We start from the raw sequence: 20058 nt of genomic DNA, 5'->3' as shown, positions 1-20058 counted from the left end.
GAGGACAGGAGGGCGAGCGAAAAATTGAATGATGATATGAAATGGCTGGCTATGCAGCAGCTGCTCGATTCAGCACTGCCGATCGGCGGCTTCTCGCATTCGTTCGGTCTTGAGACCATGGTTCAAGATGGCCGTATGAATCGTTCAGCTCAGCTCTATGATTATGCCTCAGCCATGCTTTTGCAAAGCTGGGCAAGCTCGGATGCGATGGTGATCAAGGCCGTATATAGGGATGCGCCAAAAGGGAATTGGGAGAAGGTGTGGGCGATTGAGCGGATTGTTCATTTGCAAAGGGTCGCATCAGAAACACGCAGCGGCGTAGAGAAAATGGGGCGTCGGCTGCTTCAGCTTGCAGCAGCTATACATCCGCAGCTGGATTGGTCGCCTTTACTGGAAGCAATGAAGGCAGGGAATTGTTTTGCTTCCCATCCTCTCTCGCACGGCTATGCCTGCTGGGTGCTTGGCATATCGGAGGAGAAAGCGATCCAAGGCTATTTGTATACTTGCATCGTAACTTGCGTCAACAGCGCTCTGCGGCTGATGTCGATGGGACAGACGGAGGGTCAATCGTTGCTCGCAAGGCTTATACCGCTAACAGCAGACGCCTTGAAAATCGTGCGTGCGATGGAGCCGGAACAAGCCTATTCTAATATGCCGATGGCGGAGATGGCGATGATGCGCCACGAGAGGTTATATTCGCGATTATTTATGTCTTAATTATAAATTAATGGAGGAATGAAAAATGTGCCAAGGACAAGGACATACGCATCAGGAATGGGAAAGCCCGGCAATAGACAGCTCAAGGCCGATCCGAATCGGTATCGGGGGACCAGTAGGTTCAGGAAAAACAGCGCTTGTAGAACGATTAACGCGTGAGCTTCATACCAAATACAGCCTCGCTGTCATTACGAACGATATTTACACGAAGGAGGATGCTCGTATTTTGTTCAATACGGGTGTGCTGCCGGAAGAACGTATTATCGGTGTTGAAACTGGCGGGTGCCCGCATACAGCCATTCGAGAGGATGCATCGATGAATTTTGAAGCGATCGAGGAGCTGGAGCGGCGCTTTGACCATCTGGATCTTATTTTCATTGAGAGCGGCGGAGATAATCTTGCTGCGGCGTTCAGTCCTGAGCTTGTCGATCGTTTTATTTATATTATCGATGTCGCCCAAGGCGAGAAGATTCCACGCAAAGGCGGACCTGGTATTATGCGCTCGGACCTGCTTGTCATTAACAAAATCGATCTTGCGCCGTATGTAGGAGCGAGTCTCGCAGTTATGGAAGCTGACACAATTAAGATGCGCGGGGAGCGACCTTTCGTTTTCTCTAATTTGTTTGGCGGCGATGGCGTGGATGAGATTGTGAATTGGCTTACACATGAGGTAGCACATGCGCGCGGAACGGAACACTCGCATGTGATTCAGCTTACGAGCATACCTGATGACAAGCGGCACACAGCTTCCTAATGAGGCGTGAGCAAAGCAGTGCAGAGGCTGCAGCCATTCGGCACGAGGATAATGCAGTGGGAGAGGTCAGGACATCCGTACTGCGTGCAACGTTTGCCAGCCGCCTCGGTCAAACGTTAATCGGCAATAAATATCATACTGCTCCGATAAAGATTGCCAAAGCTTTTCCACTGGCTGGTCAGCTGGGCGTAATCGTAATGGATGTTTCACCTGGCCTGCTTAGCGGTGACCGGTATGAGCTGGAATGGACAGCCGAGCAGCATTCTCATGTCATGATTACGAATCAATCGTATACGAAGGTGCATCCTAGTTTACCTAACAGTGACTCTTCGATACAGCAATTGTTCGAACTAGAGACAGATGCAGTCGTCGAGCATATGCCGGAGCCCATTATGCTATATAAGGAAGCGGCCTTTCGAAACGATACTCAGGTTCGACTGCAAAAAGGGTCCGCTTGGCTGCAAGCCGACGTCCTTTGTCCAGGCCGCACGCTTCGCGGCGAACGCTTCGACTATCGCTCATACAGCAATTCATTAACCGTTCATTATGGTGAAGAGCTTATCTTCTCGCAGCGTCAGCGAGTAGTGCCAGGCAGTCAAGTTATAACTGCGCCTGGCAGCTGGGACGAGATGACGCACTGGGCAACCTTTTATATGTTCAGTGATCGTGTCAACAGAAGCCATCTGGAGCAGCTTCAGGAGAAACTGGACAGCTTCGAAGCTCCCGAGGCTCATAAAGTAATTGGCGGGGCGTCTATGACCTATCGATACGGTGTTGCGGTGTCCGCAGCCTCAACGGCAGCATGGCCGCTGCAGCAATTAATGCAAGAGCTGTGGCAGACTGCGCGAATGGGACTGCTTGGCAAGCCGCCGCTGCGATTTTTGCAAGGATAAATTAAGCAGTTTTATATTTTTTCAGACAAAAAGGTCAACCTGCAACCTTCGGTTGGTCTTTTTGTGCTAAATCAAAAAGGTTTCATATTTATTTCGTGCAGAACGTTAGTTAAACAAAGAAAGGGAAGGTATAATATGAACAACAGGATGGACTAAAGAAAGTAGATAGGTTGGTGATCAATTGGAAGCTTCAGATATGGAGAGACAAGAGTTAATGAGGCGGCTGGACGAATCATTTCGTCAAGTGAGAAGACAAATAAACACCGAATGGCACACCTATAATGTGCATGGCTTAGGCATGACCCATGGGAAAATGTTAATTATTTTAGGGAAATCGGGGCCACAGAAAGCATCAGCTTTGGCTGAGCAGCTGCTTATCACTAGTGGTGGAGTTACTGGAATTGCTGATCGTTTGATAGAGCTCGGGTATGTCAAGCGCGAACGAGGCGAGAAGGATCGGCGTGTCGTGATGCTCGAAATTACAGATGAGGGTATGGAAATCATTCAATTAATTGAGACGATACGCTCAAAGCTTATGCTTAAGCTGTTCGATGGCATGTCGATCGCTGATATGGAGCAAGGTGTGCGGATGTTTGAGCAAATGAGTCATAATATGGAGACGGATGTTACAAATTCGTGACTAATTTCATATTTCATTATTATTGTGGATGAATTTAGTGTAGAATAAACTAGAAATTTGTCGAATCGAAAAAGATTGACAAAATCCGATAAAACAACTAGGATTAAAAGGAATTAATACATTCAATTGTTTAGGGGAGATTACGATGAAAAAGGTTTTTGCTTTGGCGGTATCGTTGTTTCTAATGGTTGCGATTGTTGCAGCTTGCGGATCCAACAAAAATGAACCAGGAAACGCAGCGAATAACGGTGCAGGCGACAAAGCGGACAAGAAAAAAATCGCTCTTGTATTGCCCGAAAAAATTGGCGTTAACAAGTTTTTTGTATTGATGGATGAAGGCTTCAAAAAAGCAGGCTCCGAATTCGGCGCTGAAGTGAAAACAATTGAGTCCACTGACCCAGCGGGTTTTGAACAAAATCTTCGTGCAACTGTAGCAGAAGATTACGACTTGATTATTACAGCAACATTCCAAGCAGAAGATGCACTTAAGAAGGTGGCTGCTGAAAATCCGGACAAGTCTTTTGCAATTATCGATACTGTAGTTGATCTTCCAAACGTTCGCAGCGTTAACTTCCGCGAGCATGAAGCTTCTTACTTGATGGGAGCACTTGCAGGTCTTGCAACTAAAACAAATATTGTGGGTGCAGTCGTTGCAATGGATGCACCACTTCTTAGCAAATATACATCAGGCTTTGAACAAGGCCTGAAGAGCACAAACCCAGATGCACAATTCCTTATCAACTATGTAGGCAGCTTTACAGATCCAGTTAAAGGTAAAGAGCTTGCGCTTCTTCAACAGTCCAAAGGCGCTGACTTTATCGCAGGTATGGCAGCAGTTGGCGACAATGGTGTGTTTGATGCAGCGAAAGAAAAAGGCTTCTTCACTTCAGGTCAAGATACAGACCGTACGGATGAAGATCCAGAGCATATCGTGCTTTCACAATTGAAAGGTACGGATGCAGTTGCTTACGAAACAGTGAAAAGCTTCGTTGAAGGCAGCTTTGCATTCGGCGTTGCAGACTACGGCTTGAAAGAAGACGGCGTAGGCTTGACTTTCGTAACAAGAGACAGCAAATCGACGCTTAGCCCGTTTATCGGCCAAGAAAATGTCGATAAAGTAAAAGCTATCGCAGAAGACATTAAATCTGGTAAAATCGTAGTAGTTAATCCGCTAGCTCAATAGAACAACACGCCGGCTGCTACCCATGCAGCCGGTTTGCTTGTTGCCTAGAAGCTTCCTCTGTAATCGAGGGAGCGGTTTTTTTGTTTATATCGGGATTGAAAGGGGAGAGCTTTTGTATGTTGCTGCAAATGGACAGCATTACGAAGTCATATGGGAGCGTAACCGCAAATAGCAATGTTCAGTTTTCGCTGCAAAAAGGAGAAATTCATGCCTTAGTAGGTGAAAACGGTGCAGGGAAAACGACGTTAATGCGTATTCTGTACGGGATGGAAAGTCCGACTAGCGGTGAAATTCGCATTGACGGAAAGCCGGTTTCGTTCGGGAACCCTGCTGATGCGATTAAGCATAAGATTGGAATGGTTCATCAGCATTTCATGTTATTCCCGACGTTTACGATAGCCGAAAATATCGTCATTGGGCGCGAGCCCTCCAAAGGGGTAGGCTTTGACCGCAAGGCAGCTGCCACAGAGGTGGAAAGAATCGGCAAGCTTTATGGCATGCCGGTAGACCCATGGAAGAAAGTTGCAGATTGCTCGCTCGGCATGCAGCAGCGCGTTGAAATATTGAAGGTGCTCTATCAGGGCGCAGAAGTTATTATTTTGGATGAGCCAACTGGCGTCTTGACGCCGCTCGAAGTGAAAGAGCTGCTCATTGCAATTAAAGGATTAGCGGCGCAGGGCAAAAGCTTTATTCTTATTAGTCATAAGCTGCAAGAAATTATGGAAGTTGCTGACCGTGTTACCGTCCTTCGAGATGGCAAGGTTACGGGAGCAGTCGAAGCGAAAGGCACGAATGCGGAACATTTGTCACGGCTTATGGTAGGCCGGGATTTAGTACATATATCACGGAATAAGGTGAGCAGAGGCAAGCCTGTTCTTGAGGTATCGAATGTATCTATTCCAGGTGTCAAAGCGAAGCCGCTGCTTAGCGATATTAGCCTTCATGTTAACGGTGGCGAAATTGTGGGAATCGCGGGTATTTCTGGCAATGGTCAATCCGAGCTATTGCAGACGATATCCGGTTTAATGAAACCCGGAGCCGGCACAATCAAGCTGCTGGGTAAAGATATGACCGGTGCGCCAGTTGGCGATATTCGTGAAAGCGGGCTTGCTCATATTCCTGAGGACCGTTACCAGTGGGGCGTTGCGAAGGATGCGACCGTTACCGAGAATGGCTTGATGGGACATGCTGACAAGCATCAAAAGCTTGGTGTATTGAATGGGACAAGCATTCGTCAGATGGTAGGCGAGTGGGTGACACGCTTTGGGATAAAAACGGGCTCTTTATCTACAAAAGCTCAGTATTTATCCGGCGGAAACCTACAGAAGCTTATCGTTGCACGGGAACTTGCGCAGAAGACGCCGTTTCTTATCGCTGCGGAGCCAACGCGCGGCGTTGATGTCGGCGCTATGGAAATTATACATGGCGAGCTTCTAAAGAAGCGGGATGAAGGCGGAGCAATATTGCTTGTTTCATCAGAGCTGACTGAAATTTTGAAGCTATCTGACCGTGTGTTGGTCATGTATGAAGGTAAGATCGTAGGGGAACTGGATGCTGACAAAGCTACAGAAGAGCAAATTAGTTTGTTAATGGCGGGAGGAAAAGCGGTTGGATAAGCTGGTACAATTCGGACGTTCGCTGTTACAGCCGCTTTTGGCTGTTATCATTGGTTTAGCAGCGGGTGCGATTGCCATTGTGATCGTCGGAGGCTCCGTAATGGAGACATACGCGGAAATGTGGAAGGGCGCCTTCGGCAGCTTTTATTTTTTTACGAATACGCTCAGTAGAGCTACGCCTATTATCCTTATTGGCCTAGGGGTGGCACTGGCATTCCGTGCTGGATTTTTTAATATGGGCTCAGAAGGCCAAATGGTATTAGGCGCTCTAAGCGCAGCGGTAACGGCAATCTATTTGCCAGGGCCAGGTTGGTTTAAGCTCGTAGCTGCTATTATAGCTGGAATTATTTCCGGGGGAATATGGTCGGCTTTCGCAGGCTGGCTCGATGCTAGATTTCGAATGAATCTGCTCATTACCACATTATTGCTCAATTATATTGCAACGTTGTTTGCAGGGTATATTGTATCGTATCCGCTCAAGGATCGTACAGGTTCTGCTGCAATGGCGCAGACGGTTATGCTTGATCAAAGCGTATGGCTGCCGAAGCTGTTTAAAGGAATGAGCCTTCATGGCGGATTTATTATTGCTGTAGTCGGAGCAATATTGCTGTTCTTGTTCATGCGCTATACTGTTAAGGGTTATGAAATTAGAATGCTTGGCGGCAATCCGTTGTTTGCAAGCTATGGCGGCGTGCAGCGTGGAAAAATGATGCTTATCAGCATGTTCGTCAGCGGAGGTTTTGCTGGACTAGCTGGCTCCGTTGAAGTGCTCGGCACGCAGTACCGCTATTTGGATGGCGCTTTGACTTCGCCAGGTTACGCATGGTCGGGTATTATGGCCACATTGCTTGCCGGATCGCATCCGCTCGGAACGGCTGTAGCAGCGATTTTGCTTGCTGCACTGCAGACCGGCGGTATGGGCATGGAGCGGAATACAGATGTTCCGCTGGAGGTATCCAGCATTATTCAAGCGGTGCTCATTTTGTTCGTTTCTGCTAAGTTCACATATTCGTTCATTAAACGCAGGAAGGCGAGGTCATAAGTATGGATTTTTTATTAGATGTCTCGCTGTATGCCTCGACGCTTCGTATGGTTACACCAATTCTGCTTGCGGCACTCGGCGGCGCAATATGCGCGCGTGTTGGTTTGTTTAATGTAGGCCTTGAAGGTTTAGTATTGATCGGTGCATTTTCTGGGATTGTAGGCAACCACTTCACAGGAAATGTGTTCGCAGCCGTATTGTTTGCGGTAGTATGTTCAGTTTTATTTTCAGTACTCTTCGGTTTTATGAGTATTCATCTGAAAGCGAATGTTATCGTTGTTGGTATTGCGCTTAACTTTCTGGCGCTTGGACTGACGACATTCTCACTGCGTGCGATCTTTGATGTGAAAGGCGCATACTACAATAAGGATATGATTGGGCTGCCTAAATGGGATATTCCATTGTTAAAGGATATTCCATGGTTCGGAGAAGTTTTATCCGGGCATTCCCCGCTGGTATACTTGTCCATCATTCTCGTTATTGTGCTGCAACTGTTTTTGTTCAAAACGGTTACGGGCTTTCGCTTGCTGGCAGCTGGAGAGAATCCAACAGCAGCCAAAAGCTTAGGCATCAAGGTAACTCGCATTCAATATGGAGCAGTGCTGCTCTGCGGCGCTCTGTGCGGGTTAGCAGGCGCGCAGCTGTCGCTCGGCAATGTTACTATGTTTACAGAGGGAATGACTTCCGGTAGAGGTTTCATTGCGCTCGTTGCAACGATGTTAGGCCAATCCAATCCAATCGGTGTTGCGGCATCAAGCTTGCTGTTCGGATTTATGGATGCACTCAGCATCAGGCTGCAGGGCTTCGCGCTGCCAACTCATTTTACGATGATGCTGCCTTATATCGTTACGATTCTCGCTATGTTGTTCTTTAAAGATAAAGGTTATATGCAGGAAGCTCGCAAGTCGAATGAGAGCTCCAGGTAGAGCAGAGATGCTTTATAGCTTGAAATGAATCAGCAAGGAATGGAATTTGGAGGTATACGAGATGCATAAAAAAGCAGAACGTCTCAAAAAAGTGAATAGCATTAAACAGACGGTGCTTGCTCCTGAGATCGCTCATCGGATTCCGCCTGGTCAAACGATGACCGAGCGATTTCCGATTTTGCATGAGGGAGAGGTTCCTTCCTATGACATCAACACCTGGTCGCTGCGAGTATTCGGCGAGGTAGAGGAGGAGCGTACGTTCAGCTTCGAAGAGCTGCTTGCTATGCCTCAAACCCAAACGAAGTGCGACATTCATTGTGTAACGCGCTGGTCGAAGCTGGACACAGAATGGGAAGGCATTAAGTTCAAGGACTTGCTGCCTTTGCTGGGCGTTAAGCCAGATGCCAAATATGTTATGTTTCATGCGGATGAGGACTATGACACGAATGTGCCGCTTGAGGATTTATTGCACGACAATGTGCTGCTTGCGCATCGATTTGACGGTGAGCCGCTGACTGACAAGCATGGCTGGCCGATGCGGATGCTCGTACCTCATTTGTATTTTTGGAAAAGCGCAAAATGGATTAGAGGCATCGAGTTTATGAAAGAGGATCGCGAAGGCTTCTGGGAGCGCAACGGCTTCCACAACTATGCCGATCCATTTAAAGAACAACGCTTCACGAGCGAAGAAAATTCGATGCCGGAAGACGAATGGATAACGAAGGAGTTTGATTAATCAGATGCTGCCTATACTACAAGTTAACCCAGAAGATTTGCCGGATTACGCTATCGTATGCGGTGATCCACGCCGCGCGGAGACGATTTCACAGAAGCTCGACAATGTAAAAGAGCTTGCATTCGCTCGCGAATATCGGACATTTGTTGGTGAATATCAAGGAGTAAGGCTAGCCGTGGTAAGCCACGGCGTAGGTTCGCCAGGAGCAGCGGTATGCTTCGAGGAGCTTATCCGCGGAGGCGTTAAGACACTTATTCGTGTCGGTACAGCAGGATCTTATTCAGCAGATCACCCTGCAGGAAGCCTCATCGTCAGCACAGCGGCCGTTAGAGCGGAAGGGCTTACGCATCAGCTGGTGCCGGCAGGATTCCCGGCTGTTGCAGACAGCGCGGTTACTGAAGCGTTGTATGCGTCTGCGCTTGAGAGCGAAGGCATTGTTAAGAAAGGCATAACGGTAACGCTTGATGTCTTTTTCTCAGGAGTTGTAGATATTCCGCATCGCCAGTACAAACAAGCAGGCGCACTAGCTGTTGAAATGGAAATTGCTGCTTTGTTCGTTATCGCAACAATGCGCGGTGCACGCGCGGGAGCGATTCTCGCACTGGACGGTTACGCAGATTCTGATTTGGCGGGCGAATATGATCCGCATACAGATGTTGTAGCGAAAGCAATCGAGCGTGAGATTGAAACGGCGCTTCTTGCCGTCGTTAAGCTTGCATCCGCGTAACCATACTTGTCTTTAAGTAAGGGGGGCTTCACGTGAGTGGGACGTTGTTTAAGCGAGAATGGCTGAATGGAGATTTTTATCCGCATGTGTTTGCTTATTATTTTAAGCAATGGTTTGATTACGAGATGGCCTTCCACACGCATGATGCAATCGAAATTATGTATGTCATTTCCGGAGCTTGCGGAATAGAGCTGGAGGCAGAGGCAACGAGTCAAGCATGTGAAATGACGCTCAAGAAGGGTGATTTCATTATTCTTGATGCGAATGTTCCGCACCGACTTACCGTGGACGAGCGCGGGCCCTGCCGGATGCTAAATGTTGAATTTGATTTTAGGGAACGCCCATCGGCGTTTCCCTCTATACGGCAGCTAGCGTTGGAGGACGAATTTGTGGACAGATTGATCACAGAGCCGTCCTCTTATTTGTTTTTGCGTGATCCGAATGAAGTGTATCAGGTGCTAAAGAGCCTAGTGCTTGAGCTGGACAGCCGAGGCAGGAGCGTCAATATGAAGGCAGAGCTGTTGTTTGCTCAACTGATCTTGGCGATAGCGCGGCTTCATAAGGAAGCTGGCGTAAAAGGGGCTAATCCGATTGAAGCTTATGTGAAGCAATCGATTGAATATATGCATCATAACTATGATAGAGATATTCAAGTAAAGGATATTGCTGCAGCTGTAAGCTTGCATCCAGGTTATTTGCACCGCGTATTTCGCGCGCAGATAGGCCAAACGCTAACAGGTTATTTAACGGAGCTGCGAATGGAGAAAGCAAAAATGCTGCTCCGTGAGACGGATATTGCAATAGCGGATATTTGTGATTATGTTGGTGTGGGGAGCAGGCAATACTTTCATGCGATGTTCAAAAAATATACGAAGCAGACGCCAATTGCTTACCGTCACTCGGTCGATACGCAAACATTGGACTTCCGCTGGCAGCGCAATGATTAATCCAAAGTGACGATTTCTGACACTATGAATGGCAGTTGGTCACAATATTGATAACGCTTCCGTTTTATCGTTGCTAAAATGTAGAGGAGATTAAACAAACTCTATTTAGACGATAATCGGAGGCTGATTGGCATGTCTACTTTTAAAATTGCATTTATAGGCGCAGGCTCGATTGGATTCACGCGTGGACTGCTGCGGGATTTGCTCGCCGTACAGGAGTTTCAAAACATTGAAGTCGCATTTACAGATATTAATGCACATAACCTGGAGATGGTGACTGCGCTTTGTCAGCGTGATATTCATGAGAACGGCCTGTCGATTTCCATTCAATCAACAACAGATCGGCGCGAAGCCTTGAAGGAAGCGAAATACGTCATTTGCACTATTCGTGTCGGTGGACTTGAGGCTTTCGCAACCGATGTTGATATTCCGCTCAAATACGGCGTTGACCAATGCGTTGGCGATACGCTCTGTGCTGGCGGCATTATGTATGGACAGCGGGGCATCGCTGAGATGATGAACATTTGCCGAGATATCCGCGAGGTTGCTGCAAAGGATGTGCTTCTGCTCAACTATGCTAACCCGATGGCGATGATGACTTGGGCATGCAACAAGTATGGCGGTGTCCGGACGATTGGTCTATGCCATGGTGTGCAAGGCGGACACTGGCAAATAGCCGAAGCTTTTGGACTGAAGCAAGAGGAAGTAGACATTATTTGCGCAGGTATCAACCATCAAACCTGGTACATCCAAATTAAGCATAACGGTGAGGATCTAACCGGCAAGCTGCTCGAAGCATTTGAGAAACATCCAGATTTCAGCCGTACGGAGAAGGTACGCATTGATATGCTGCGCCGCTTCGGGTATTACAGTACAGAGTCTAACGGACATTTGAGCGAGTACGTCCCTTGGTATCGGAAGCGGCCTGAAGAAATTAACGATTGGATTGATTTGAGCTCATGGATTAACGGAGAAACGGGCGGGTATCTTCGTGTATGCACGGAGGGACGCAATTGGTTCGAGACAGATTTTCCAAACTGGATGAAGGACCCTGCAAATGAATTCAAGTCGGAACTGCGCAGTCATGAGCACGGTTCATACATCATTGAAGGACTCGAAACAGGACGAATCTACCGAGGTCACTTTAATGTGGAAAACAAAGGGGTCATAGCTAACCTGCCTAACGATGCCATCATTGAAGCGCCAGGTTATGTTGATCGCAACGGCATCTCAATGCCAATCGTGGGGGATCTGCCGCTTGGTGCCGCTGCGGTGTGCAATGTAAGCATCTCTGTGCAGCGTCTTGCTGTAGAGGCAGCCATAAATGGCGACATTAACCTGCTCAGACAGGCTTTTATGATGGACCCGCTAGTTGGCGCAGTTTGCAATCCGAAGGAAATTTGGCAGATGGTCGATGAGATGCTTGTGGCGCAGGAGCAGTGGCTGCCGCAGTATACAGATTCGATCGCGGCAGCCAAGAAACGCCTAGAGGAAGGACCTTTGCTTCCTACGCGTGATTATAAAGGCGCAGCGCGTTTGAAGGTAAAGACGGTTGAGGAAATGCAGCAGGACCGAGATGCCGCTAATAAAAATGCAGGCGAATCGGATAAGGGCAAGGAGCGGGTTTAACGCGGAGCGTATTTCAGCTCCATAGCTTCAAGTCTAGTCCCTGGCGGCGTCCAAGCAGGCGGTCCAAATTTCTTGAGGTAGCCTAGTGTATTGAGGTAGCTCTCTACCGATTGCTCTTCATCCATCTTGCGGAAAATTTCCCAACAAGCGATAACATCATTAAGTGCACGATGACCGCCAATGAGCGGAATGCCATAACGATCGGACATGTCTTTCAGTGTATGCGGATAAACATGCCGCGCGCGGCTAATCGTGAGCGTATCGATGAAGCTGTTCGAAAATGATCTGCCCGCAATGCGAAGCAAGGAATGGTGCAGGAAACCAAGGTCGAAGGCAGCATTATGAGCAATCAAAACGTTATCGCCTATCATTCGGTTCAAAATACGGAATGCGGTGTCCTCGTCCATGCCGTAGGAGGTCATCTCATCCGTGATGCCTGTCAGCTCTGTTATTTTGGCAGACAGCTTGCCATCGTAACGTACGAGAGTACTGAATTCACTCGCTATTTCACCGTTCACGCAGCGAATCGCAGCCATCTCAATTACACGATCCTTCTTCGGATCAAGGCCGCTCGTTTCAAAATCGATTACCGTATAAGAATGATTAGTCATAGTTGGTTCACCACTTTTTCTAGTTATAAGTTGCAATCGTATATGAAATAATTCGACAAAAAAGATAAATAACCTTCATTGTGAACATAAAACGACCCATTACCAGAGCTTAGTAAGCCGGTAATGGGTCGTTTTTGCTTTGATAAATTCGTTTTGCGGACTAGTGGTTATTGCCGGATGCATTGCCTTTTTTGTCGGAAGTTTTTGTCGTTGTATTTTTGGTTGCATGACCTTGCTGCTTCGCCATGATCGGTTCACCCCCTTCTTAATGTAATGGTTGTATTTTGTGATTTGAGGGGTGAGGCTATTCTCGATTAGGTACGATTAGCATGCTTTTGAAGCACATGTAAAAATTAACCAAATTAGATCTGTTTAATCGCTATGTCTACTATTTTCAAGTCGGATCGGCAAGTCTAATCATGCGAACAAAGGATATAAACAATGAATACGGTTACTTGATTGCTCCATATGGAAGAATAACGGCTATTTTGAAGGAGTGAGCGCTTTATTGAGTCGAGGGTATATGATAGCCATGTGATAAACTAAATAGAAAAGAAAGCGCTTTTCAGTTGAGAAGCAACGGGGGATGCTGCAAATGCGGACGGGGTCGAGATTTTGGAGTAAATGGAATGTAATGAAAGGTACGCCGCTTCCGCCAGAGAGCAGACTTAGCAAGGAAGCGATAACGGCTTTAATCATTCATTGCTGCTTTCAGTTTGGCGCATCGATGTCGGGTTTGTTTCTCAATTTATATTTGTGGCGGTTAACGCAGGATTTGACAGTAAACGGAATTTATAACATCATCGTTTTCATCGTAACGCCTCCGGCCTTTGCATTAGGTGGCTGGATTGCGAAGCGGCATGATCGTATGGTCACTTATCGACTGGGTATCGTCATGATTGCCATCTTCTATTTGATGGTCGTCATTGCACAAGAGCATGTGGCTCAGTATTACATATGGTTTGCTATTTTTAATGGGATCGCCGCGGGGCTTTACTGGACTGGTTATTTAGTTATTCAATATGATGTCTCAACGGAAGCGAATCGCATACGTTTTCTTGCAATCAATATGATTTTCTTTAATGCATCCGGACTCGCTGGGCCGGCGCTTGCGGGGTTCATTATTCAGCGAAGCGAGGGGCTGCAGGGTTACATCATTATTTTCACGCTTGCCTTCATTATGTTCCTTATCGCAGCGATCGTCAGCTTCCGCATTCCGATGATCAAATCACATCACAAAGCCTATTATTTAAAATTCATGGGGCTGGTGATGCATAAGAATCGTCGCTGGCTGAAGGCATTGTACAGCTTTTTTGTATTAGGTCTATTTCAGGGAATTATGCTCTTCCTGCCAAATATTATGCTGTATCAGACGGTTGGGCGTGAGGATTGGGTAGGCTACTTAGGTGTTTTCTTCTCCTCGCTTACGGTAGCGACGGGTTATGTGATTTCAAGAAAAGCACAGAAGGAGCAAGTACGCAAATATGTGCTCCTGTCTACAACTGGAGTAGCCATCGGTTCATCGCTGCTGCTCATTCAAGTGGAATTTTGGTCGGTTGCCTTATTTATGATTTTGTTCTCGATATGCAATCCGCTTGCCGTCAATACGCTTACTTCCTATTATTATCGCTTAATCGGGACATTGCCTCTTAAAGGGCAGCTGCGAATAGAATCCGTTGTCATGAGGGAGCTTTTTCTAAATGCGGGAAGGGTGCTTTCCATTTGCTTGCTCATTATACTTGCTAAAGATCTGCAATCTGTATGGATGCCAATTGTGCTGTTTGCCATGGCGGTATTGCAATACATATCGGTATGGCTCATTAAGGAGAAGCAAAACTCGGAGCAAAATTAACAAAAAGCAGGTAATATTAATTATCTTGAAAGAAGAGCCTCGACCGTGGTATGACATGGTTGGGGCTTTTTGCCGTGAAGTTTAGGAGCTGTCTGTTAAATCGTAAAAAAGTATTAAGATAATCTTTATGAAATCTTAACGGTTACATTAAGCTCGCTTTAGGCGTCTTCCTTATACTAAGTAGAGTGCAGGGTATCGTACAGGTACCAAGGCAGAAGGAGATGTCACTAAGCTATGACAACAAAAAATCCCGTTATTGATATAAGACAAATATCCAAAATATACGGAAGCAATAAGGCGAATCAGGTTTATGCGCTGAACAATATTTCGTTCACGATGCAAGAAGGAGAGTTCATCGGCATTATGGGAGCTTCCGGTTCGGGCAAAACCACACTGCTCAACGTAATCTCGACGCTGGATAATCCAACAGAGGGTACGATTTCAATTGCTGGAACAGATATTACACGAATGAAAGCCCGTGAGCTTTCGGATTTCCGGGCGCAGCGGCTTGGGTTTATTTTTCAAGATTTTAATCTGCTCGACAATCTGACAGTTTATGAGAATATCGCACTTCCCTTGTCCTTGCAGGACGTCCCTGCTGGCGAGATCCGAATCAAAGTGCGTCAAGTAATGGACAATCTTGGTATTACAGCGCTAGCCGAACAATATCCAGCGATGATCTCAGGAGGGCAGCGGCAGCGAACAGCCGCGGCGCGCGCCATCGTTCATGAGCCTGCATTGCTGCTGGGTGACGAGCCGACAGGCTCGCTTGATTTGAAAAATGCGGTTAGTCTGCTCGAGACGATGAAGCGTCTAAACGAGGAACAGCGAATATCGATTCTCATGGTGACTCATGACGCGTTCAGTGCAAGCTATTGCGGAAGAATTTTATTTATACAGGATGGTCAGCTTGTGAAAGAGCTGTACCGCACGGGCAGCCGTGAATCCTTTTATAAGCAAATTTTGGACGTGCTCGGCGATTATGGCTCGGCAGCTGCAGCTGCTGCATCCGATGAAACTTATGAATCGGAAAGGCAGTGAGGTGAGAACATGCTTATAAAACTAGCTTTATCCGGCATGAAAAGCAAATTCAAAGATTATATCGTGCTGCTTGCTGGACTTGTCATGTCGATAGCCATCTTTTATATGTTCCAGACGATGGCGTGGAACCGCGATTTTACGGAGGCAAATGCAGTTATCAACTCAATTGGGCTCGTCTATATATTAGGCTCGGTACTGCTCTCGGCGATCACTTTTTTCTACATTATTTATGCCAATAGCTTTTTGCTGTCGCTGCGCCAGCGGGAATTCGGACTTTACCTCGTTCTGGGGGCAAGCAAAAGTAAAATACGTACTTTAATGTTTATTGAGACGATTGCGCTCGGCATTATTTCACTAGCGGTTGGGCTTGGGCTCGGGTTTGGCTTATCCACGCTTGTGGGGCATCTCATGGCTAAGCAGCTTCAGACGAGTCTTATCAGTTATCATGCCGTATTTGGACCAGCCATTTTATTTACTATCATCTTCTTTACTTGTTTATTTGGACTGTCTGCGATATGGAATCAGCTGAAGCTTTCTCGCATGAAGGTATTGCATCTTGTCCATGGCAATATGCAAGCAGATCGGCTATGGGGAAGCAGCCCGTGGAAAATTGTACTTAGCATCGTCGGAGCAATTGCTCTCGGGCTCGGTTACTTCTCCCTTACGTTTATGGAGCAGCTGCGGGAGAATGGATTGTATACCGCAACATTCATGACACCGCTCGGAACGTACCTTCTGTTTATGATGCTGCTCCCGCCACTTGTAGTAAGAATGAAAAAGAGGAATCAAACACGTGGAATTCGTGCCTTCACTTTCGGCCAGCTGAGCTTCCGAATAAATGGCTTAACGAAGCTGCTGGCAACGGTAGCGATGCTGATTGCTCTTGGAGCTGGTGCAATTGCTGGAGGTATGGCTTTTGTGAACGATGCGAAAATTAGGGGAGAGAGCTACCGCGTTTATGACGCGATCGTGCATAACCCGAATGCGGAAGAAGCAAAGATACTCGCTTCCATTCCGTTCAAGGAGCAGTTCAAGTATCGCTACAAAATAGAAAACGAAATGGTTTATTATGCGAAAGAGGACCTCGAGAGCCAGCGGCCATTTGTTCATTCGGGGCAGGGCCGCGAGTATTGGGATGAGATAGAACAGATCAAAGGCCCTCTTCCAGCAGGCTCTGCGAGTGATGCAGATAATACGGATACAGAAGAGCTGTCCAGTCAGAAGTGGAGAGGTTTCATCTGGGAGATTTCGCCACCCATAAGTGAGTTCAGGCTTGTTGATGCAGGAGAGTTCGCAAAGCTTGAAGCAAAGGAACAGTTCGTTGTGATCGGAAGGACGGGTGATTTCCTCGCTTATCGGATGTCATGGAAGGCACTAGACCAGCTGGAAACAGAGAAATCCAATGGGGAGTACCTATCATGGAGCAAGTACAAGAACTATGAGAATGCAATAGGTATCGCTAGCGGTACAGTCTTTATGGGCTTTTTCCTTGGCATCGCCTTTCTTGCTATGATGGCGAGCTGCTTAATGTTCAAAATATTATCGGGTGCAGCGAAGGATGTTCAGCGATATGAGATGCTCAGCAAGCTTGGGGTAAGGAGAGAGAGGTTATCGCGTTCAATCTATCACGAGCTGTTCCTCGTATTTTTATTTCCTGGTATCGTTGGGCTCACGCATGTTCTAGTTGGTATGAATCTCTTCTCGTTTATGTTAACTGAGCCATATTATCGCTTATGGATTCCCATTGCGTTGTTCGTGGTTATCTATGCTGCTTACTATCTATTAACCGTTCGATTGTACCAGAACATCGTGCTGTCAAAGCGGGACAAGGCTGTACATTAAAGGTAACCAAAAAAAGGAGCTCTCAGGACGAATGACCTGAGGGCTCTTTATTTGGATAGGACATTACAAATAATTTCCTTTTTAATATTAATTTTATGTATAATAGCGCTTAATACGATTATTGATTATGGGAGGATCACATGAGAGAAATAGATTATAGTCAATATTTTTGGCAGGATGAGGAGATCAGATTACGAGCAATTCAAGATGCTGACTGGGAAGGGCATTACTTCAACCGCTTTGATACGCCAGCTCGGCGCTTATTAGAGTGCACGGTTGAGCTGCCGCCTACGATTGCCGAGGCTAAAAATTTCGTTGAAACTTATGCTGATTTCTCTACGGATAACAGGCGCATCATGTTTGCGATTGAAAATAGAAACGCTGAAAATATTGGAGGCGTAAATCTAAATAGTATCGATGAGAAAAACGGCACGTTTAGCATTGGCATACAGATCGATAGAGATCACCGAGGCAAGGGATACGGGACTAGAGCGATGAGAATTCTATTAAAGTATGCTTTTATGGAAAGACGGCTTAATAAGTTTAATGACTATGTACTGGAAGGCAACGTAGGCTCAACAAACATGATGATCAAGCTGGGCTGCCAGCAAGAGGGTGTGCGACGGAAAGTGATTTACACTAACGGTGAGTATAAAGATCTTATTTTATTTGGTCTAACGAAGGATGAATTTGTAGAACAGCAGAAAAAAGATCGTTCTGTTTAGGAGGTTTAACAATATGAATATTCGATTGTTCGAGCACAACGACAGGCAGGATGTAATAAATATATTATCGGAGCATCCGCTGCAATTCCCAGATTTCGTTATTGAAAGATATCCGCCTCGGTGGGCGGACTTCGCCAAAGCTCCAGCGGGTCAAAGCCAATATTATGTAGCTTATAGCGATGACAATCAAATTACGGGTCATGCAGGATACCTATTTAATAATGAAGTAGGACTTTATGAAATCGTAGGCGTAGTCGTGAAAAAGGATTTTCAACGAGCGGGCGTTGGCAAAGCGTTGCTTTCTACCATCTGCAATAAAGTAAACGAGCTGAAAGAGAAGGAAATTATTCTTTATACTTTAGGGCATCCGGGGAATGAAGACACGATAACGTTTTATCAACGGATCGGATTTGAGGTCAGCCTATATGAAAAGGACTATTTCAGTAGTGGTTACGATAGAGTGACGTTTATTAAACAGTTGGGCTAGTAGATTCGTTGAGTATAAAAGAGTGGGTGATTGCATTCATGACTAACGATGTTGAAGGCTTGATAAGTGTTACGGAAATGGATCGACCAGAAAACCATGGTTTATCATCAAAGTCGTTGCTTGCGTTTTTTACTCAAATCAAGCAATTAAACTTGAAGGTGAACAGCTTTATCCTGATGCAAAACGGCAAGGCTACTTCCAAGTTTTATCGTGATCCTTATCGTTCAGGCACTCCGCAGCTGTTATTCTCACTTAGCAAAAGCTTCACATCTATCGCAATAGGCATTGCTTGTGACGAGCGCCTGTTGGATTTAAGAGACAAGGTTATCTCTTTTTTCCCTGATAAGCTGCCGCATGCGATTTCGGATAACTTGGCTGAAATGACCATTCACCATCTGCTATCGATGAATGCCGGCCATCATGACAATATTTACGGAAGCGTTGCGGAGCAAACGGACTGGGTTAAAGCCTATTTAGCAATGGAAGTAGAGCATAAGCCAGGAACCTATTACCGTTACAGTACACATTCTACCTATATGTTGTCTGCTATCCTTGAGAGAGTAACAGGTCAAAAGCTAACCGAATATTTAATGCCTCGTTTGTTTATGCCTCTAGGCATTTCATCCCCTTCTTGGGAAACCTGTCCGCTTGGCGTCGTTGCTGGTGGAATGGGACTAAGTATTCCTACTGAAGGGATAGCTAAGTTTGGGCAAATGCTGCTAAACAAAGGCATATTTAATGGCCAGCGAATCGTTTCAGAGAAATACATTTCACTCGCCACCAGCATGCAAAGCGATACATCGCGAGACGAAGAGCGCATCGATTTTTCCCAAGGTTATGGGTATCAATTTTTTCTATGTCGTGATGGCTGTTATATGGGAAATGGCGGGTATGGGCAGTTATGTTTTTTGTCGCCCAAACATCAGGTTGTCATTGCGGCAACATCGAGCTTCTCTTCCATGAAAGAGCTTCAAACCATGCTAGATTTAGTGTATGAGCATATCCTCATGCAAATAGACACGGATATCCTCTTTGAAGACGGTGAACAAAAAACAGATTTAGATCAGCATCTCTTGAAAATACCAGCATTAAGTGAGCCTAGCCCTATTCGCTTAGATGATCTTCGTTTTTCATTCATGGATAATAAACAAGGACTCACTGAGCTTCATTTTGCAGCAAGTGGGAACGAATTTCAGTTTAAGTTATTTTTTGGCGAACAGAGTGTGAAGACGTATCCGTTTAACTTCAGCACCTTAAACCATTCAATCGATCATTTTGTGAAAGATTTGGAAACACATGATCAGGAAGTGGTTACAAATGCTTGTTGGATAGACAGCAACCAACTATCTCTTACTTTGATCTACATAGAAACCCCGTATGTGATAACCTATTTCGTTCGCTTTTATGATCATAAAATAGAACTTAAATGTACTCATAACGTGTCATTTGGTTTTGGTGCGTACGAATTAATTGGTATACAGGTTTAGTATTGTGACAGCATAGCTATGCGCTTTAGCAGAAATTCAGAGAGGATGCCAAGAGGCCAATGTCATTAAGTTAAGGTGTAAGTTCAATAGAATGCAAAAGAGCAGGTTATCAAAAAGATAGCCTGCTCTTTTTTTGCCCAAATGAGGAAAAAGAACTTGACAGGCGATTGTAAGTGTGTGGCGACGCCCCTTGAAAAAACGAG

General features: G+C 46.1%; 19 protein-coding genes. 18 read left to right on the top strand and 1 reads right to left on the bottom strand.

All coding sequences use genetic code 11. The features are described 5' to 3' along the window. The first annotated feature begins 24 nt into the window (after positions 1-24). The 12 genes from AB4Z45_RS26450 to AB4Z45_RS26395 all read left to right on the top strand — a co-directional run bounded on the left by AB4Z45_RS26450 (position 25) and on the right by AB4Z45_RS26395 (position 11810). Entirely contained in the window at positions 25-717 is a 693-nt protein-coding gene (locus AB4Z45_RS26450; protein ID WP_441912558.1) for an urease accessory protein UreF, read from the top strand. A gap of 25 nt (positions 718-742) precedes the next feature. After that, a complete protein-coding gene (gene ureG, locus AB4Z45_RS26445; RefSeq protein WP_441912557.1) occupies positions 743-1471 on the top strand; it encodes an urease accessory protein UreG in 729 nt (242 codons plus the stop codon). Continuing rightward, a complete protein-coding gene (locus AB4Z45_RS26440; protein ID WP_441912556.1) occupies positions 1471-2364 on the top strand; it encodes an urease accessory protein UreD in 894 nt (297 codons plus the stop codon). Before ureG ends, AB4Z45_RS26440 begins: the two co-directional genes overlap by 1 nt. A gap of 196 nt (positions 2365-2560) precedes the next feature. Further along, positions 2561-3004: a MarR family winged helix-turn-helix transcriptional regulator gene (locus tag AB4Z45_RS26435; RefSeq protein ID WP_441912555.1), complete on the top strand. Its 444-nt coding sequence runs from the start codon at positions 2561-2563 to the stop codon at positions 3002-3004. 145 nt (positions 3005-3149) lie between these two features. Then, positions 3150-4187 (top strand): BMP family lipoprotein, encoded by a 1038-nt coding sequence (locus AB4Z45_RS26430; protein ID WP_441912554.1) that lies wholly within the window; start codon positions 3150-3152, stop codon positions 4185-4187. Positions 4188-4303: 116 nt separating this feature from the next. Continuing rightward, positions 4304-5803: an ABC transporter ATP-binding protein gene (locus AB4Z45_RS26425; RefSeq protein WP_441912553.1), complete on the top strand. Its 1500-nt coding sequence runs from the start codon at positions 4304-4306 to the stop codon at positions 5801-5803. Next, on the top strand, positions 5796-6845 hold the full coding sequence (locus tag AB4Z45_RS26420) for an ABC transporter permease (protein WP_076270798.1): 1050 nt from the start codon (positions 5796-5798) through the stop codon (positions 6843-6845). The genes AB4Z45_RS26425 and AB4Z45_RS26420 overlap by 8 nt, the downstream gene beginning before the upstream one ends. A 2-nt stretch (positions 6846-6847) precedes the next feature. Next, the gene (locus AB4Z45_RS26415; RefSeq protein ID WP_441912552.1) at positions 6848-7771 is read left to right on the top strand and encodes an ABC transporter permease; all 924 of its coding nucleotides are present in this window, start codon (positions 6848-6850) and stop codon (positions 7769-7771) included. Between the two features lie 61 nt (positions 7772-7832). After that, positions 7833-8507, top strand: coding sequence for a sulfite oxidase-like oxidoreductase (locus AB4Z45_RS26410; protein WP_441912551.1), 675 nt, complete (start codon positions 7833-7835; stop codon positions 8505-8507). A 4-nt stretch (positions 8508-8511) separates the two neighbouring features. Next, on the top strand, positions 8512-9234 hold the full coding sequence (locus AB4Z45_RS26405) for a nucleoside phosphorylase (RefSeq protein WP_441912550.1): 723 nt from the start codon (positions 8512-8514) through the stop codon (positions 9232-9234). A gap of 32 nt (positions 9235-9266) precedes the next feature. Beyond that, positions 9267-10181, top strand: coding sequence for an AraC family transcriptional regulator (locus tag AB4Z45_RS26400; RefSeq protein ID WP_441912549.1), 915 nt, complete (start codon positions 9267-9269; stop codon positions 10179-10181). Positions 10182-10313: 132 nt separating this feature from the next. Beyond that, positions 10314-11810: an alpha-glucosidase/alpha-galactosidase gene (locus tag AB4Z45_RS26395; protein WP_441912548.1), complete on the top strand. Its 1497-nt coding sequence runs from the start codon at positions 10314-10316 to the stop codon at positions 11808-11810. Here the strand turns inward: AB4Z45_RS26395 and AB4Z45_RS26390 are convergent. Continuing rightward, the gene (locus AB4Z45_RS26390; RefSeq protein ID WP_076270792.1) at positions 11807-12421 is read right to left on the bottom strand and encodes a 3'-5' exonuclease; all 615 of its coding nucleotides are present in this window, start codon (positions 12419-12421) and stop codon (positions 11807-11809) included. The two genes, AB4Z45_RS26395 and AB4Z45_RS26390, sit on opposite strands and share 4 nt — an antisense overlap. 595 nt (positions 12422-13016) lie before the next feature. Here AB4Z45_RS26390 and AB4Z45_RS26385 point away from each other — a divergent pair. The 6 genes from AB4Z45_RS26385 (at position 13017) to AB4Z45_RS26360 (ending at position 19855) form a co-directional block, all read left to right on the top strand. Further along, entirely contained in the window at positions 13017-14273 is a 1257-nt protein-coding gene (locus tag AB4Z45_RS26385) for an MFS transporter (protein WP_441912547.1), read from the top strand. A 234-nt stretch (positions 14274-14507) separates the two neighbouring features. Continuing rightward, positions 14508-15314 (top strand): ABC transporter ATP-binding protein, encoded by an 807-nt coding sequence (locus tag AB4Z45_RS26380; protein ID WP_076270790.1) that lies wholly within the window; start codon positions 14508-14510, stop codon positions 15312-15314. Positions 15315-15323: 9 nt separating this feature from the next. Continuing rightward, positions 15324-17156 (top strand): ABC transporter permease, encoded by a 1833-nt coding sequence (locus AB4Z45_RS26375; protein ID WP_441912546.1) that lies wholly within the window; start codon positions 15324-15326, stop codon positions 17154-17156. Positions 17157-17296: 140 nt separating this feature from the next. After that, a complete protein-coding gene (locus AB4Z45_RS26370) occupies positions 17297-17881 on the top strand; it encodes a GNAT family N-acetyltransferase (RefSeq protein ID WP_441912545.1) in 585 nt (194 codons plus the stop codon). A 13-nt stretch (positions 17882-17894) separates the two neighbouring features. After that, positions 17895-18368: a GNAT family N-acetyltransferase gene (locus AB4Z45_RS26365; protein ID WP_441912544.1), complete on the top strand. Its 474-nt coding sequence runs from the start codon at positions 17895-17897 to the stop codon at positions 18366-18368. A gap of 38 nt (positions 18369-18406) precedes the next feature. Beyond that, a complete protein-coding gene (locus AB4Z45_RS26360) occupies positions 18407-19855 on the top strand; it encodes a serine hydrolase domain-containing protein (RefSeq protein WP_441912543.1) in 1449 nt (482 codons plus the stop codon). Positions 19856-20058: the final 203 nt, after the last annotated feature.

The sequence above is a fragment of the Paenibacillus sp. MCAF9 genome, from assembly GCF_052114265.1.
In the GTDB taxonomy this organism is placed as follows: Bacteria; Bacillota; Bacilli; order Paenibacillales; family Paenibacillaceae; genus Pristimantibacillus.
This window is presented reverse-complemented; position numbering and strand designations above follow the sequence as displayed.

Excerpts from the sequence above, each read along its gene's own strand:
- ureG (WP_441912557.1), top strand. The coding sequence starts at position 743 with ATGTGCCAAGGACAAGGACATACGCATCAGGAATGGGAAAGCCCGGCA.
- AB4Z45_RS26440 (WP_441912556.1), top strand. The coding sequence starts at position 1,471 with ATGAGGCGTGAGCAAAGCAGTGCAGAGGCTGCAGCCATTCGGCACGAG.
- AB4Z45_RS26435 (WP_441912555.1), top strand. The coding sequence starts at position 2,561 with ATGGAGAGACAAGAGTTAATGAGGCGGCTGGACGAATCATTTCGTCAA.
- AB4Z45_RS26430 (WP_441912554.1), top strand. The coding sequence starts at position 3,150 with ATGAAAAAGGTTTTTGCTTTGGCGGTATCGTTGTTTCTAATGGTTGCG.
- AB4Z45_RS26425 (WP_441912553.1), top strand. The coding sequence starts at position 4,304 with ATGTTGCTGCAAATGGACAGCATTACGAAGTCATATGGGAGCGTAACC.
- AB4Z45_RS26415 (WP_441912552.1), top strand. The coding sequence starts at position 6,848 with ATGGATTTTTTATTAGATGTCTCGCTGTATGCCTCGACGCTTCGTATG.
- AB4Z45_RS26410 (WP_441912551.1), top strand. The coding sequence starts at position 7,833 with ATGCATAAAAAAGCAGAACGTCTCAAAAAAGTGAATAGCATTAAACAG.
- AB4Z45_RS26405 (WP_441912550.1), top strand. The coding sequence starts at position 8,512 with ATGCTGCCTATACTACAAGTTAACCCAGAAGATTTGCCGGATTACGCT.
- AB4Z45_RS26395 (WP_441912548.1), top strand. The coding sequence starts at position 10,314 with ATGTCTACTTTTAAAATTGCATTTATAGGCGCAGGCTCGATTGGATTC.
- AB4Z45_RS26390 (WP_076270792.1), bottom strand. The coding sequence starts at position 12,421 with ATGACTAATCATTCTTATACGGTAATCGATTTTGAAACGAGCGGCCTT.
- AB4Z45_RS26385 (WP_441912547.1), top strand. The coding sequence starts at position 13,017 with ATGCGGACGGGGTCGAGATTTTGGAGTAAATGGAATGTAATGAAAGGT.
- AB4Z45_RS26380 (WP_076270790.1), top strand. The coding sequence starts at position 14,508 with ATGACAACAAAAAATCCCGTTATTGATATAAGACAAATATCCAAAATA.
- AB4Z45_RS26375 (WP_441912546.1), top strand. The coding sequence starts at position 15,324 with ATGCTTATAAAACTAGCTTTATCCGGCATGAAAAGCAAATTCAAAGAT.
- AB4Z45_RS26370 (WP_441912545.1), top strand. The coding sequence starts at position 17,297 with ATGAGAGAAATAGATTATAGTCAATATTTTTGGCAGGATGAGGAGATC.
- AB4Z45_RS26365 (WP_441912544.1), top strand. The coding sequence starts at position 17,895 with ATGAATATTCGATTGTTCGAGCACAACGACAGGCAGGATGTAATAAAT.
- AB4Z45_RS26360 (WP_441912543.1), top strand. The coding sequence starts at position 18,407 with ATGACTAACGATGTTGAAGGCTTGATAAGTGTTACGGAAATGGATCGA.